The organism is Rhizobacter sp. P3_C12 (assembly GCF_056402735.1).
The window spans coordinates 1-15,118 of record NZ_JBFUGW010000059.1; the positions used below are offsets into that span (position 1 = coordinate 1).

Below are 15,118 nucleotides of genomic sequence, written 5' to 3' on the forward strand. Positions count from 1 at the left end.
CCCGGCGCCCGGCCTGCCGCCGCTGTCGGCCGCGCTGCCCCGCCTGCGCGGCACCAGCATCTTCCCGGACCAGGGCTGGACCGACACCACCGCCGGCCATTGGCAGAACGTGACCGAGCTGCCGACGGCCGGCGCCAACGTGGCGCGGCTGTTCATCCAGCCGTTCGACTTCAAGACCGGTGCCGCGCTGCTGCCCGGCCAGCCGCTGGCGGCGCGCCTGCAGGCCTCGGTCGCGCAATGGGGCACGCTGATCGACTGGTGCCTGTCGAAGCGCATGCATGTGGTGCTGGCGGTCACGCTCGACGTCAACTGGCCGAGCCGCGGCGTGTGGCCCGACGACGGCCGCGCGCTGTGGTCCGACCCCTCGGCGCAGGCCGAGTTCGTGGAGGCCTGGGGCGAGCTGGCCCAGCAGTACGCCGGCGTGCAGGGCATCGTGTTCGACCTGCTGAACGAACCGCAAGGCCGCACGCCGGCAGAGATCAACGGCAACCACGCGGTCGCCAAGGACGCGTGGAACCTGCTGCACCAATTGGCGCTGGCGCAGATCCGCCATGTGGACGCCGAGCGCTGGGTCATCGTGGAACCGGTCTGGGGCGACCAGAAGAACTTTGCCGATCTGCAGCCCAACGGCGACGCGAAGACGGTCTACAGCTTCCACCACTACGGCCCGCACTACTTCACGCACCAGGGCGAAGGCGGCTTCCCGGCGGCAGGAACGGTGGGCTACCCGGGCGTCACGCGCGACAACGACGCCACCGCGCCGCAGCTGTGGAACAAGGCGGCACTCGCCATCGACATGCAGCCGGCGCTCGACTACGCCGCCACGCACTCGGTGCGCATGATGCTGGGCGAGGTCGGCTGCACCCGCGCGGCACCGTCGGCCGACCGTGGCCGCTGGGTGGCCGACGCGATCTCTCTGGCCGAGGCAGCCGGGCTGGACATCGTCTACTACCAATACGACGGCTGGGGCGTGCCGAGCAACTTCGCAGCCGGCTGGGCGTTCGAGAACTCAACGGTCACCGACACGGTGTTGGCCTCGTTCGCGTTGAACAAGACGGCCTGACTGGCTACAGTCTTCGATTCAACGGGGGCCCATCATGACGCTCGACCAATTGCAGGCAGTCAAGCAGTGGCATGTCGGCCACCGCGAGCTGCAGCCGGTCGAGTACCACACCTGGGATGCCGTGCTGACGCTCTGGGTGATCGGCTGGATGGGGCTGCCGGCCTCGCTGCTGCTGCGCCAGCCGGTCGTGGTCGGCGCCTGCGTGCTGCTGTTCTTCGTGCCCGGGCGCTATGTGGCGCTGCGGCGCTGGCTGCACCGGGCCCGGCGGCTGCGCTGCGACTGGTTGACCTCGCTGCGCTGAAGCGCGCTCGCACCAGCCCGGCTACGCGTCCTTGCGCACCGCGACGACGTGCGCCTGGATCTGCCCGTCCACCGCACCCCGCCCGAAGCGCGCGGCCAGCGCGTCGGCGCAGGCCGCCGTCGCATCGGCCAGGTCGCCGGCAGACCGCGCCTCGATCTCGTTGCGCAACGGCGTGCCCTCGCAGTAGGCCCGTGCCACCGCGTGCGCGGAAGCAGCCCGGCTGCGCGCGGGCAGCGTCTCGAGATGCACCGTCTCGCGCCAGCCCCCCGCCCGCAGGTCGGCTTCGATCGCCGGGCGCTCGAAGTAGCCGTGCGGCGTGCGCGCCATGAAGCGCGGCGGATCCTGCGGGTAGCGCACGGCGAGCGCCTGCGTCACCGTGTCGGCGAACTCGTTCGCCTCGATGCGGTCCCACACGTTGAACAGCAGCGTGCCGCCGCGCCTGAGCACGCGCCGCGCCTCGGCGAAGGCGCGTGCCTTGTCCGGAAAGAACATCGCRCCGAACTGGCAGACGACGAGCTCGAAGCGCCCGTCGTCGAAGGGCAGCTGCAGCGCATCGGCCTGCTGCCATTGCACCGGCCGGGCCGTGCCCACCGCGGCGGCGCGCGCCAGCATCGGCGGGTTCAGGTCGGTGGCCACCAGCGCCACCGCCTCGGGCAGGGCCGCCGCCAGCGCCCGCGTGACGACGCCGGTGCCTGCCGCCGTCTCCAGCACGCTGGCCGGCCCGATCTGCGCCGCGCGGTGCGCCAGGTCGGCCGCATACGGCGCGAAGATCAAGGGCACCAGCTGGGTGTCGTAGAGATCGGGAATCGAGCCGGCGAACACCGTGTCGGAACCAGGTCGGTCCATGGGCTTCTCCTTGCGCTGCCAACGATCAATGCGCTGCACCCTCCACCGGCAGGGCTTCGGCGTGCCAGCGCAGCATGCCACCCGCCAGGTTGGCCAGCTCATTGAAACCCGCTTTCTGCAGCAACACCAGCGCCTGCGCCGAGCGCGTGCCCGAGCGGCACACCGCCACCACCGGGCGATCGCGCGCGATCTCGCCGCTGCGCGCCACCAGCTCGGGCAAGGGCATGAGCCGCGCACCGCGGATGTGGCCGAAGCCATCGCCGAACTCCGCCGGCTCGCGCACGTCGATCACCTGCACGTCTCCGGCCGCCAGGCGCTCGGCCAGCGCCGTCGGCTGGATCTCCCACACACCGCCGAAGCTGAAGCTGAGCGGCGCCCAGGTCGGCTCCTGCGGCAGCGCGGCCTCGCTCTCGGGCCGCCCGCAGCGCAGGTTGGCCGGCACCGCGATCTGCATCAGCTTCGGGTGCGGCAGGCCCAGGTTCGTCATGTAGCCCTCGAAGTCCGCCAGGCTCGCGTCGCCGCCCAGGCGCGGGTTGTAGCGGCGCTCCTCGGCGACGCTGGTCACGGTGAGGCCGCGGTAGTCATGTGCCGGGTACAGCAGGCACTCCGGCGGCAGCGACAGGATCTGCTGCTGCACCGAGCGGTACAGCTGCCCCGCGCTCCCCTGCTGGAAATCAGTGCGGCCGCAGCCGCGGATCAGCAGCGCATCGCCGGTGAAGGCCATGCGTTCGTCGTCCAGCACATAGGTGAGGCAGCCGTCGGTGTGGCCGGGCGTGGCGCGCACCTGCAGGTGGCGCATGCCGAAGGCCACGCGGTCGCCATGCGCCAGCAACCGGTCGGCCTCGCGCACGCCGGCTGCCTGCGACAGCAGGATGCGGCTGCCCAGACGCTGTTTCAGCAGCCACGCGCCGGTGACGTGGTCGGCATGCACATGGGTGTCGAGCGTCGCGACCAGCCGCAGGCCCAGTTCGCGCAGCAGGGCGGCGTCGCGGCGCACATGCTCGTAGACCGGGTCGATCAGCACCGCCTCGCCCGCCACCGCATCGCCGAGCAGGTAGGTGTAGGTGGACGACGGCGCGTCGAAGAGTTGGCGAAAGACCAGCATGGCGCGTCCTCTCAGCGGGAGGCAAGCCAGCGGTCGTGGATCGCCATGCCGGCCAGCATCGCCGCGACGAAGACCGCCGCCGGCCACCACCCACGCGCCAGCGCCACCAGCGCCGGCCCCGGGCAGAAGCCGCCGAGGCCCCAGCCGATGCCGAACAGCACGCCGCCGCCGATCAGCCGTGCGTCGATGCGGGTGCTGACCGGGATGTCCATCGCCGCGCCGGACCAGGCCGTGCGGCGGCGCCGTGCGATCGCGAAGGCCGGCAGCCCGACCGCGATCGCGCCGGCCATCACCAGCGCGAGGCTCGGGTTCCACGCACCGGCCAGGTCGAGAAAGCCCTTGACCTTGGCCGGATCGGTCATGCCGCCGGCGATCAGCCCGAGGCCGAAGACCAGGCCACTCAGCAGCGCGATGAAGGATCCCATCGGCGCCGCCTTCAGAAGAGGTGCCGCAGCACGAACACGGTGGCGAAGCCGGCACCCATGAAGGCCAGCACGTTGACCAGCGAGCGCAGCGACAGGCGACTCAACCCGCACACGCCATGCCCGCTGGTGCAGCCGTTGCCCAGGCGCACGCCGATGCCCACCAGCAGGCCGGCCGCGATCAACGCGCCGGGCCCGACATCGACCGAGACAGCGGGCCACGGCGCCCACAGCCGCCAGGCCCAGGGCGCGAGCAGCAGGCCGCCGATGAAGGCGAGCGAGCCGCGATGCGCCTTCAGCGGCGCACGCGCCAGCAGCGCCCGCCACGGCGCCCCGACGATGCCGGCAATGCCGGCGATGCGGCCGTTGCCGAGCAGGTAAAGGGCGGTCGCCAGCCCGATGCCCAGGCCGCCGGCCAGCGAGGCCCACGGGGTGAAGCTGTTCCAGTCGATGTTCATGCGAGAACGCGATGCCGCACCCGGCTCACAGCTCGCGCAACGCCGTCGTCACCGGCAGCCGCGCCGCGCGCACCGCCGGGAACAGCCCGCCGATGAAGCCGATGGCCAGCGCCCACTTGAGCCCCGTCCACAGCAGCTCCGGCGACACCCGCAGCGCAAAGCTCAGCTTGCCGACCGAGCCGGCGGCCATCGTCGACGCCCCATAGCCGTCGAAGATCAGCCACGCCAGCAGCCCGCCGAGCACGCCGCCCATCAGCGCGAGCAGCATCGTCTCCAGCATCACCGCCACCACCACCGGCACGCCGGAGAAGCCGATCGCGCGCAGTGTCGCGATCTCGCGCGCCCGTGCCGCCACCGCGGCGAACATCGTGTTCAGCGCGCCGAACATCGCACCGATCGCCATGATCGTGCCCACCGTGATGCCGATGATGCGCAGCACCTTGGTCACGCCTTCGGACTGCTTGCTGAAGTAGTCGAGCGTCGTCGTCACGTCGACCTGCAGCTGCGGGTTCGATTCGAGCGCCGCCTTCAGCGTCTTGAAGGCCTGCGGATCGGCCAGCCGCGCCGTCACCGAGGTGCGGCTGGCGGCGCGGCGGTAGGTGTCGGCGACCACGTTGCCGTCGGCCCAGATCTCGGATTCGAGCGCATCGCCGGTCGCGAACACGCCGGCCACCGTCCAGGTCTGCGCGCCCAGCCGCACCGTGCTGCCCGGCACCAGCCCGGCGAACTGGCGCGCCGCGCCCTGCCCCACCACCAGCTCGCGCAAACCTGGCCCGAAGGCCTTGCCGGCGACGATMTTCGCCTGCGGCCGCACCGCCCAGGCCCGCTCGCCGACGCCGCGCAGCTGCACGCTGCCCGTTTCATCGGGCGCGCCGCCCTTCACCGGCAGGTTGGCCGCCACGACCAGCTCTTCGGAGGCCAGCGGCTCGCCCTTGTCGTTGCGCGCGATGCCGTCGGCCTGCTGGATCAGCGCGATGCTGTCGCGCGTCAGCACCGACGACACCTCCGAGGCCGAGCCGCCGCGCATCACGATCACGCTGTCGGTGCCGCCGGTGCGGCGCAGCGTCTCGGCATAGCCCTCGGCCATCGACAGCAGCGAGACCAGCACGCCGACCACGCCGGCGATGCCGACCACGATCACGCCCGAGGCGCCCAGCCGCTGCGTCAGCGTGCTGATGCCGACATTGGCCACCGACAGCGTCTGCCGGCCGCGCCGCGTCAGCAGCAGCCAGCCGGCCAGCAGCACCGCCAGCGCCAGCGCGCCCGGCCACGGCAGCATCACCCACGCCGCCAGCACCGCCGCCAGAAGAACCACCAAGCCCACATTGATCAACCAGTTCACGCGCATCTCCCGTTCAGCGGCCCGCGAGGGCATCGACGATGTTCAGGCGCATCGCGTTCCAGGCCGGCAGCGCGCCGACGACGATGCCGATGCCGGCCATCAGCGCGAGGCCGAGCACCCAGCTGCTCGCGCCGACCGACGGCAGGTTCAGCATGCCGCCGCTGCCGGCGCTGACCGCCGGGATGACCAGCGTCGCGATGCCCAGCCCGATCAGCCCGCCCAGCACCAGCAGCAGCACCGATTCGGCGAGCACCATCGCGAGCACGCTGCGGCCGGAGAAGCCGATCGTCTTCAGCACCGCGATCTCGCTGGTGCGCTCGCGCACCGCCTGCATCATCGTGTTGCCCGACAGCAGCAGCAGCGTGAAGAACACCGCGCCCATGATCGAGCTGACGATCAGCCCGATGTCGGCCAGCTGCTTCATCCACGACGCGGTGGCCGCCTGCTCGGTCTGCGTGCGCGTCTCGTGGTCGGAGTTGGCCGACAGCGCGTCGATCGCCTTCGCGACGCGGTCGGCCTGGTTCACGTCGGTCACGCGCGTCACGTACCAGCCGGCCGCGCCCTGGTTGTAAGGCGTGGTCTCGTCGAAGTACTTCCAGTTCAGCAGGAACATCTGGTCGAAGAAGCCGCCGGTCTTCTTGTCGGTGGCATGCAGGATGCCGACGATGTCGAACTGCCAGTTCTTGCTGCCCGAGCGGTCGGGGAAGATGTTCGACTGCAGCGGCACCCGGTCGCCGACCTTCCAGCCGAAGCGCTGCGCGAGCTTCTCGCCGACCAACGCACCGGTGCGCGTGCTGTTGAAAGCCTTGCGTTCGGCTTCGGTCACCGCGACTTCGGGGAACAGGTCGAGGTAGTTGGGCGCCACCGCGAAGCTGAACACCTGGTTGTGCGGGTCTTGATAGGCGCCGCCGAACCAGTTGGCGTAGGCCACCGCCTTCACGCCGTCGACGCGCTCGATCTGCTGCGTGAGCGACAGCGGCAGCGTCTGGATGAACGACAGCTTCGAGCCAGTCTGCAGCCGCGCCGCGCCGTTGGCGCTCTGCCCGGCCTGCGAGAACGAGGTGCGCACGGCATCGAGCAGCCCGAACAGCAGGAAGGCCGCGATGATCGAGACCAGCGTCAGCACCGTGCGCGTCTTGCGCCGGAACAGCGAGGCCCAGACGAGGTGGAGGTACTTCATACGGCCAGCTCGGGCTGCCCGACCAGGCTGCCCTTGTCCAGGTGGTGCGTGCGGTGCGCGTACTCGGCGGCCTTCGGGTCGTGGGTCACCATCACGATGGTCTTGCCGTGGTCGCGGTTCAGCACGCGCAGCAGGCCCAGCACGTCCTCGGCCGACTGGCGGTCGAGGTCGCCGGTGGGTTCGTCGCACACCAGCAGCATCGGGTCGGAGACGATCGCGCGCGCGATCGACACCCGCTGCTGCTGGCCACCGGACAGCTCGGTCGGCTTGTGCGACGCGCGGTCGGCCAGGCCCACCAGCTGCAGCGCGATCGCCGCGCGCTTCTTGCGCTCGGCGGCCGACAGCTTGGTCAGCAGCAGCGGCAGCTCGACGTTGCGCTGCGCCGACAGCATCGGCATCAGGTTGTAGAACTGGAACACGAAGCCGACCCGCGAGGCCCGCCATTTCGCGAGCGCCGCCGATTTCAGCTGGTCGATGCGCTGGCCGCCGACGCTGATGCTGCCGCCGGTCGGCGCATCGAGCCCGCCGATCAGGTTCAGCAGCGTCGTCTTGCCCGAGCCCGACGGGCCCATCAGCGCGACGAAGTCGCCCTGGTCGACATCGAGGTGGATGTGGTGCAGCACCTCGACCTTCTGGCGGCCACGCTCGTACACCTTCGACAGGTCGCGGATCTCGATCAGCTGGGCCATGGGTTCTCCTGTGGGTTCCGTCTTGTTGAAATGCAGGTCACTCGGTGTCGTCGGCCCGCACGGCCGCACCGTCCTTCAGCGCATCCGGCGGCGACACGACGACGCGCTCGCCGGCCTTGACAGCGTCGGGCAGCAGCTTCTGGCCGCCGATGTCGCCCGCCGCCGGCTTCACGCTGCGCTGCTGCGCGCGGCCGTCGGCGACGACGAACACCACCGTGCCGCCGTCGCGCTGCACCAGCGCCTGCGGCGGCACCAGCACGCCCTTGGGCACGGGCGGCGGCGCGCCATCGGCGGCTGCGGCCGGCTTCGCGCTGAGGAAGGACACGCGCACGCCCATGTCGGGCACCATGCGGGCGTCTTTCTGTTCGAAGCCGACACGCACCTTGACTGTCGCCTTGCCGCGATCGGCCGACGGCACGATCGCGATCACGTGGGCCGGCACGCGCCAGTCGGGGTAGGCATCGAGCACCGCCTCGACCGGCATGCCCGGTTTCACCTGGCCGATGTAGGCCTCGCTGACGTCGACATCGACCTCGAGCGAATTCATGTCGACGATGGTGCCGACGCCGGTGCGCGTGAAGCCGCCGCCGGCCGACAGCGGCGAGACGATCTCGCCGACCTGCGCGGCCTTCACGGTGATGATGCCGGCGAACGGCGCCCGCACCGTCGTGTAGTCGAAGTTGACCTGGGCCTGCGCTACCTGGGCGCGCGCCGCGTCGGATTCGCGCTGGCGCGCCTCGAGCATCGCGGTGGCGCTGGCCAGCGCGGTGCGGGCCTGCTCGGCGCCCTGCTTCGTCGTCATGCCGCTGGCCGAGAGTTCGTCCTGGCGCCGCGCATCGGCCGCCGCCTGGGCCARCTGCGCCCGGGCCTGCGCCACCTGGGCGTGGGTGGACGCCAGGTTGGCGCGTGCAACGTTCAGCGTCGCGCGCACCGCACCGTCTTCGAGGCGCGCGAGCACCTGGCCCTTCTCGACGCGGTCGCCCTCCTCGATCAGCACCTCGGTCAGCGTGCCTGTCAGTTGGGTGGAGACGGTGGCCTGGCGGCGCGCGGTGATGTAGCCGGTGGCCTGCAGGATGGCGCCGGCCCCGCCACCGGCACGCGGGGCAGTGGCGGCCGCGGTCTTCACCGCGATCGGCCGGCCGCCGAGGAACCACCAGGCGGCCCCGCCGACCAGCGCCAGCACGATCACCGTGGCCAGCACCGCCCAGACCCAGCGCGGCACGCCGCCACCTTCGTCCTCGCGTTCGCGGTGGTCGATCCGCAGCTCGTTCAACAGATTCGCGTCGATGTCGCATCCCCCGGTCTGCAAACAGCCGGCGATTATTGTCGAGACTCAGCAGACCAGCTACCCCAAACTCCGTTCGGGCTGAGCCTGTCGAAGCCTGGTGGCATGCGAGCTGGCGCTTCGACAGGCTCAGCGCGAACGGCGGCTCACTGGTACGGCTGCAGCTGCGACGCCGTCCAGCGCGCGTCGTACACGATCGGCTGCTGCAACCACTGCTGCAGCCAGGCCGGCAGCTCGATCACCGGCCCGATGCCGCCGCCCGGCGACATCAGCGGCCCCACCTCCTGCGCAAAGCGGAAGGCGTGCGTCGGGTCGTACTTCAGCTTCACCGCGTACAGCCCGGCCTGCGCATCGGCCCAGTAGGCCGGGCCGTAGGCGGGCTGGTCCGGCCGCGGGTAGTTCTGGTAGATCTCGCCGTTCCACATCGGCGCCATCAGGTTCATCCAGCCGACCAGGAAATCCTGCGACGCCTGCTTGTGCGCGTCGTCGAACCAGAACACGTCGAGCACCGCGTTGAAGGCCGAGCTGCGGTGCACGAAGGCATTCGCCTGCGGCGGCACCTCGTTGATCGCGCCGCCGTAGAACTCCATGTAGAAGTAGGTCAGCTCGTTCGGTGCGGTGACGAAGTACTGCAGCAGCCCGAGCCATTCCGCGGGCGTGAGCGGGCGCGTGACGTAGCGCGAGGCCTTGTCCTCGAACGGCATCGGGCTGTCCGGCGCCAGGCAGGGCATGCCGTAGGGCTGGTCGAGCAAGGCCTTGTTGAGGTTGTAGTAGCTGTCCATCGCGGTCCATTGCGTGATGGCGCCCGGCAGGTCGCACAGCGGCTGGATCGCGGCCTGGCCGTCGGCCTGCGATCCGACATACAGCCCGCGCACCATCAGGTAGGGCTGCTGCGGCTCGAGCGGCAGCCCGCCCTGCGTGCCGGGCTGCCAGCACAGCGACACCTGGATGTTCAGCGCCTGCGGCAGCGCCGCGAGCATGTAGCCCGACTGCAAGGCCATCAGCGCGCCGGTGGCGTTCTGGAAATCGGCCGGCGTCTGCAGCGGCCAGATCAGCGCCCAGCCGAACACGTCGCCGAGCGGACGCAGCTGGTAGCGCACCGAGAGCAGCACGCCGAAGTTGCCGCCGGTGCCGCCGCGCATCGCCCACCACAGGTCGGTGTTGGCGACCGGGCTCGCGGTGACGACGCGCCCGTTGGCCAGCATCACCCGCATGTCGATCACGTTGTCGCAGTTCATCCCGAAGGTGACCGACGTGAAGCCGTAGCCGCCGCCCTGCAGGTAGCCGCCGATGCAGACGTCCTGGCATTCGCCGCCCGGCACGTGCAGGCCGGTCTGGTCGAGCGCCAGGTCGAGCTTGCTGAACGGGCAGCCGGTGCCGACGGTGGCGACCTGCGCCGCGGCGTCGATCGTGACCTCGTTCAGCTCGCTCACGTCGATCAGCACGCCGTAGCCGGCCGAGAAGCCGGCGGTGCAGTGGCCGCCGGAGCGCACGGTGAACGGCAGGATCACGTCCTGCGCGAGCTTCAGCGCGATCGCCACGTCGCTCTCGACGGCGCAGTAGACGATCGCCACCGGGTACGCGTTGAACACCGGGTTGAAGAGCTGGCGGTCGGCGTTGTAGTCGGGGTTGTCCGGCAGCACGATGTGGCCCTGCAGCGCGGCCTGCGCATCCTTCAGCTGCTGCAGCGGGATCGTGTCGAAGGCATTGGCGGAGAGCCCCTCCCAGTGCCGGAACAGCGCCTGGTCGCGCACGAGCTTGCGGTTGCGTTGAAGAGACATCCAATGGCTCCCTGTGAGGACGCGGCAGGGTAGGCGATGCCCGGGACCGTTGCAAGACGAGCTTTCGAGGAAGTTCGCACATTGAATGCGGCGCCGTTTCCGCTAGCATCGACCCCGCACTCACTGGGCACCGCACGGGGCACGACCCCCTCCATCAAGCACATGGCTGCCGACGCGTCCACCCGACTCCTGCCGTCTCCCGACGAAGCCCTGGCTGCGGCCTATGCCGCGCTGGACGACGGCCACGTGCAGGCGGCGCGCCACATCGTGCAGGGCGTGCTGAAGAACGCGCAGGACACCGACCTGCACGTCGAAGCCCGCGCGCTGTCGTGCCTGGCCCATTGCGACCGCGTCAGCTCCCGCCTGCGGCGTGCCGCCGAGACCAGCCGGCGCGCCGCGCAGCTCTTCGAGCGGCTCGGCGACGCGCAGGGCGAGGCCAATGCGCTCACCACCCTCGCCCATGCCTGCATGCTGCTCGGCCGCAACGCCGAGTCGGTCGAGGCCGCGCTGTTGTGCGTTCGGCTGTGCGACAAGCTGCCGCCGCAGGCCCAGACCGTGCTCGCGCACAACTGCCTGGGCCTCGCCTGCTCGTGGAGCGGCGACCACGACCGCGGCGATGCCTCGCTCGAACTCGCGATCCACGCCGCGCAACGCTGCATGCCGCCGGTCAGCATCTACCAGCCGCGCCTGAACCAGGTGTGGATCGAGGCCTCGCGCCTGCTCGACGTGCGCTACCAGACCGGGCGCATCGGCAGCCTCGTGCGCATGGAAGGCCTGATGCGCGAATGCCACGAGCTCGAACGCGCCGGCAACGGCCTGGCGGTGCTGCCGGGGCTGCAGGCGATGGCGAAGACGATCTCGCTCGCGTCCTCGGGCCTGCTGGCCGCCTGGCAGGGCGATGTCGCCGCGGCCCGGCCGGCGATCGACGCCGCGGCGCGCTCGCTGACCGGCACGATGACCTGGCTGGACTCGTTCGTGCGCTGGTGCGCCGCCGAGCTGGCGCTGGCACAGCGCGACTGGGAGACGGCCGAGCGCGAGCTGATCGAGATGCGCGAGATGGCGCTGGCCGTCGAGCACGAGCAGCTCGCCTGCCGCGCGCATCTGGTGCTGGCGCAGGTCTTCGAGTTGCAGGGCAAGCATGCGCTGGCGCAGCGCGAGCACCGGGCGCTGCGCCGCCGCGAGCAGCGCGTGGTGACCGAGGGCATGAGCAGCCGCGAATCGATGGTGGCCTGGCAGCTCGGCGCACGCCAGAGCGAACGCCACCTGCAGCAGGCGCTGGTGGTGTCGAAGCAGTTCGAACGCTGGTCGCTCGAAGACGCGCTGACCGGCCTCGCGAACCGGCGGCACCTCGAGCAGCAGCTGGCGCAGCGGCTGCACGCGCTGCAGGCGGAGCAGCGCCCGTTGACGGTCGCGATGGTCGACGTCGACAAGTTCAAGTCGGTCAACGACCGCTTCACGCACAGCGTCGGCGACCGGGTGCTGAAGACGGTGGCCGCGCTGATGGCCTCGCAGGTGCGCGACGGCGACCTGCCGGCGCGCTGGGCCGGCGACGAGTTCGTGATCCTGTTCCCGGACACCACCGAGGACGAGGCGCGGCCGGTGTGCGAGCGCATCCGCGCCGCGGTGTCGGGCTTCGACTGGGAGTCGATCGCACCGGGCCTGCGGCTGTCGGTGAGCCTCGGGCTCGGCGAGGCGCACGAGGGCGATACGATCGAGTCCGCGCTGCACCGCAGCGATGCATCGATGTACAGCGTGAAGCCGACCGAGTCGACGCACGCCTGAGCCGACAGGGCCCCGGAAGGTCCTGTTTCCCTGACCCCTTTTTCAACCTCCCCCATGACACGACGCCCTTTCCTTGCCAGCGCGCTGGCCGTGCTGCTGACCAGCCTGACCGCCTGCGGCGGCGGAGATTCCGACGGCTCGTCGGACGACAACGCTGCCAAGGTGCTGTTCGTGCCCGACAAGGCGCGGGCCGTCGTCGGCGCGCTGTCGACGCTGTCGCCGGCCGTCGGCAACGCCAGGATCGACACCTTCGCGTTCGCCTCCTTCTCGGGCGACAACCTGCAGTACGACCCGGTGCGCGACGAGCTGTACGGCGCGACGGTCGCCGCCGGGCAGGTCAGCGTGTCGGTCTACGGCTCGGCGAGCCGCGGCTCGGCCGGTGCCGCGCTCGTGCGCTCGTTCAAGCTGCCGGCCGACGTGCTGCGCGCGAACTGGCTGACGCTCGACCGCGCCACCGGCACGCTGTACATCTCGACGAACCGCCAGGCCGACAACACGCTGCTGGCCTACAAGAACGCCGCCACCTTGACCGGCACGCCGACGCCGGATCGAAACCAGGCGTTCAACGGCCTCCTGCAGCCGACCTTCGACTTCACGCGCGGCATCATCTACGCCGGCCAGTCCCGGCTCGCCCTCGCGACCGGCCAGCAGATCGCCACGCTGCCGGCACTGCCGGTCGGCGGCACCTCGATCGCGATCGATTCGCAGCGCGACGTGCTCTACCTCGCCAACTCGACCGACAACACGCTGCGCGTCATCACGCAGGCGAGCACCGCCAATGCCACGATCGTCGCGACGCTGCCGGTGCCCGGCATCCAGTACGTGACGGTCGACCCGGCGAACAACCGCCTGTACGCGAGCGTGCTCGCGACCGCGTACGTGTTCGAGAACGCCAGCACGATCAGCGGCGACAGCGCGAACGCCACCACGATCACGTCGGCGGGCTCGACGCTGGGCGGCGTGGCGTTCCGCTGAGAGGCGAAGGCAGCGCATGGGCGCAAAGACATGGATGCTGGCCTTCCTGGAGGCCGACGCACGCGCGGTGCTGGCCGCCCGGCCGGTGCTGGACCGCACCGCCACGGATCTGCTGGCACAGGCGCTGTTTCCGCAGGAGCCGCTGGAAGCGTTGAGCGACGCCGATCTCGCGTCCACCAACCCGCCTGACGAGCAGCTGCTCATCGGCTGCTTTCCGGGCGTCACGATCATCGCGGCGCACGAGTTCGCGATCGATCACCCGAGCCAGCTGCCGCAGCGGTTCCTGCAGGCGGCCGGGTCGCGCACCGTGGTGCTGCATGCGATGCACAGCGTCGTCGACTGGTTCGCGTTCGCCGTCTGGCGCGGCGGCACGCTCGAACGCTCGCTCAGCCTGACGCCGGACGACGGCATCCTCGAGAACATCGGACCGAAGATGGCCTTCGAGCTGCCGTTCTGGAACGGAGAGCACCCGGTGGACGTCGATGAGGACGAGCCGCCGTACCCCTTTCCGTTCCATCCGCTCGAACTGGCGGAGGCGGCCCTGTCCGAGTTCTTCGGCTACCAGCTCGAAGGCATCTTCGACGCGACGCTGGACGAGCCCGAATCGGTGCCGCTGATGCGCTACCGGCGTGATTGAATGAATATTCGCTCGGCTATGATGCCCACGTGAAGCTCAAGGATGACGACAAGCTGCGGGCCATCGCGCAGGCGACGTTCACGCTGGTCGAGCAGACCGGCCTGAGCGGCCTGACGATGGCGGCGATCGCGCGCGAGGCCGGCATCGCCACCGGCACGCTGTACGTCTACTTCGCGTCGAAGGAAGAGCTGATGGTCGCGCTCTACGAGCAGGCCAAGACCGAGACCACCGCCAGCCTGCTGCAGGGCGACGACCCGGGCGCGCCGCTGCGCAGCCGCTTCGAGCACCTGTGGCACAACTGGCTCGATCGCCGGCTGACGCACTATGCGCAGATGGTGTTCATCGAGCAGTACTACAACTCGCCGTGGTTCAGCGACGCGAGCCGCAGCCTGTCGGCACGCCTGAGCCAGGGCTGGATGGCCGTGTTCGAGGCCGCGAAATCGCAGCAGATCGTGAAGGACGTGCCGACGCCGATGCTGATCGGCAGCTTCGCCGGCTCGGTGCGCGAGACGGCCAATCTGCTGCGCGCCGGCACGCTGCCGGACAGCGACGCCACCCGCGCGACGGCCTTCGGGCTGTGCTGGGACGGCATCAAGCGGTAGCGGTTCCATCGTCGGATAACCCTGCACTTCCGCTCGGCTATCCGAATGGGCAGACACTGCGGCCGCTTGACGCGCCCTCGCCCGAAGGCTATCGTTTAAGTGAATTTCCGTTCACCGAAGAAGTTCCCCCCTCTTCCCTTCTCCTCACCACCCAGGGAGCCAGCCAGCCATGAGCACGCTCAACATCAACGGCCAGAACCGCCAGGTCGATGCCGATCCCTCCACCCCCATCCTCTGGGCCCTGCGCGACACGCTCGGCATGACCGGCACCAAGTTCGGCTGCGGCCAGGCGCTGTGCGGTGCCTGCACCGTGCACCTGAACGGCCAGGCGATCCGCTCGTGCGTGACGCCGATCTCGGCCGCCGCCGGCCAGAAAATCACGACGATCGAGGCCGTGACCGCCGGCACCGACAAGGTCGGCAAGGCCGTCCACGAGGCTTGGGTCAAGCACGACGTGGCGCAGTGCGGCTACTGCCAGAGCGGCCAGATCATGTCGGCTACCGCCTTCCTGAAGAGCGTGCCGCACGGCAAGGTGCCCACCGAAGCCGAGATCGATTCGGCGATGGCCGGCAACATCTGCCGCTGCGGCACCTATGCGCGCATCCGCGCTGCCATCACCGACGCCGCCCGCGCGTTGGCATAAGGAGCCC

16 protein-coding genes are annotated in these 15,118 nt (G+C 70.4%); 7 read left to right on the forward strand and 9 right to left on the reverse strand.

What is annotated here, in order from left to right:
• Together AC1DXV_RS12040 and AC1DXV_RS12045 are read left to right on the forward strand one after the other, a co-directional pair.
• The coding region (locus AC1DXV_RS12040) for a glycoside hydrolase family 5 protein (protein WP_477933737.1) at positions 1-1,063 on the forward strand (1,063 nt) is incomplete at its 5' end.
• 34 nt (positions 1,064-1,097) lie between these two features.
• Positions 1,098-1,364 carry a hypothetical protein gene (locus AC1DXV_RS12045; protein ID WP_477873847.1) on the forward strand — a complete coding sequence of 89 codons (267 nt, stop codon included), beginning with the start codon at positions 1,098-1,100 and terminating at the stop codon, positions 1,362-1,364.
• A 21-nt stretch (positions 1,365-1,385) separates the two neighbouring features.
• Here AC1DXV_RS12045 and AC1DXV_RS12050 read toward each other — a convergent pair whose 3' ends face one another.
• The 9 genes from AC1DXV_RS12050 to AC1DXV_RS12090 form a co-directional block, all read right to left on the reverse strand.
• On the reverse strand, positions 1,386-2,210 hold the full coding sequence (locus tag AC1DXV_RS12050; RefSeq protein WP_477933739.1) for a class I SAM-dependent methyltransferase: 825 nt from the start codon (positions 2,208-2,210) through the stop codon (positions 1,386-1,388).
• A 25-nt stretch (positions 2,211-2,235) separates the two neighbouring features.
• Positions 2,236-3,312 (reverse strand): MBL fold metallo-hydrolase, encoded by a 1,077-nt coding sequence (locus tag AC1DXV_RS12055; protein ID WP_477869777.1) that lies wholly within the window; start codon positions 3,310-3,312, stop codon positions 2,236-2,238.
• A gap of 14 nt (positions 3,313-3,326) precedes the next feature.
• Positions 3,327-3,740, reverse strand: a complete 414-nt coding sequence (locus AC1DXV_RS12060; RefSeq protein ID WP_477869769.1) for a DUF6691 family protein — start codon at positions 3,738-3,740, stop codon at positions 3,327-3,329.
• 11 nt (positions 3,741-3,751) lie between these two features.
• Entirely contained in the window at positions 3,752-4,195 is a 444-nt protein-coding gene (locus tag AC1DXV_RS12065; protein ID WP_477869771.1) for a YeeE/YedE family protein, read from the reverse strand.
• Positions 4,196-4,220: 25 nt separating this feature from the next.
• The gene (locus AC1DXV_RS12070; protein ID WP_477933741.1) at positions 4,221-5,537 is read right to left on the reverse strand and encodes an ABC transporter permease; all 1,317 of its coding nucleotides are present in this window, start codon (positions 5,535-5,537) and stop codon (positions 4,221-4,223) included.
• A 13-nt stretch (positions 5,538-5,550) separates the two neighbouring features.
• Positions 5,551-6,717 carry an ABC transporter permease gene (locus tag AC1DXV_RS12075; RefSeq protein WP_477869775.1) on the reverse strand — a complete coding sequence of 389 codons (1,167 nt, stop codon included), beginning with the start codon at positions 6,715-6,717 and terminating at the stop codon, positions 5,551-5,553.
• Complete coding sequence (locus AC1DXV_RS12080; protein WP_477933743.1) at positions 6,714-7,406, reverse strand: ABC transporter ATP-binding protein; 693 nt, start codon at positions 7,404-7,406, stop codon at positions 6,714-6,716. Before AC1DXV_RS12080 ends, AC1DXV_RS12075 begins: the two co-directional genes overlap by 4 nt.
• Before the next feature lie 37 nt (positions 7,407-7,443).
• On the reverse strand, positions 7,444-8,679 hold the full coding sequence (locus AC1DXV_RS12085; protein ID WP_477933745.1) for an efflux RND transporter periplasmic adaptor subunit: 1,236 nt from the start codon (positions 8,677-8,679) through the stop codon (positions 7,444-7,446).
• A gap of 158 nt (positions 8,680-8,837) precedes the next feature.
• Positions 8,838-10,472 (reverse strand): FAD-binding oxidoreductase, encoded by a 1,635-nt coding sequence (locus AC1DXV_RS12090; protein ID WP_477873589.1) that lies wholly within the window; start codon positions 10,470-10,472, stop codon positions 8,838-8,840.
• Positions 10,473-10,634: 162 nt separating this feature from the next.
• Here AC1DXV_RS12090 and AC1DXV_RS12095 point away from each other — a divergent pair, with 162 nt between their 5' ends.
• From AC1DXV_RS12095 to AC1DXV_RS12115, 5 genes are all read left to right on the forward strand, one after another.
• Entirely contained in the window at positions 10,635-12,254 is a 1,620-nt protein-coding gene (locus AC1DXV_RS12095; protein ID WP_477933747.1) for a GGDEF domain-containing protein, read from the forward strand.
• A gap of 54 nt (positions 12,255-12,308) precedes the next feature.
• Entirely contained in the window at positions 12,309-13,229 is a 921-nt protein-coding gene (locus AC1DXV_RS12100) for a YncE family protein (RefSeq protein ID WP_477933749.1), read from the forward strand.
• Positions 13,230-13,245: 16 nt separating this feature from the next.
• Complete coding sequence (locus tag AC1DXV_RS12105) at positions 13,246-13,866, forward strand: DUF6928 family protein (RefSeq protein ID WP_477868036.1); 621 nt, start codon at positions 13,246-13,248, stop codon at positions 13,864-13,866.
• A 29-nt stretch (positions 13,867-13,895) separates the two neighbouring features.
• Positions 13,896-14,468, forward strand: coding sequence for a TetR/AcrR family transcriptional regulator (locus AC1DXV_RS12110; protein WP_477868038.1), 573 nt, complete (start codon positions 13,896-13,898; stop codon positions 14,466-14,468).
• A gap of 169 nt (positions 14,469-14,637) precedes the next feature.
• Complete coding sequence (locus AC1DXV_RS12115) at positions 14,638-15,111, forward strand: (2Fe-2S)-binding protein (RefSeq protein ID WP_477829530.1); 474 nt, start codon at positions 14,638-14,640, stop codon at positions 15,109-15,111.
• Positions 15,112-15,118: the final 7 nt, after the last annotated feature.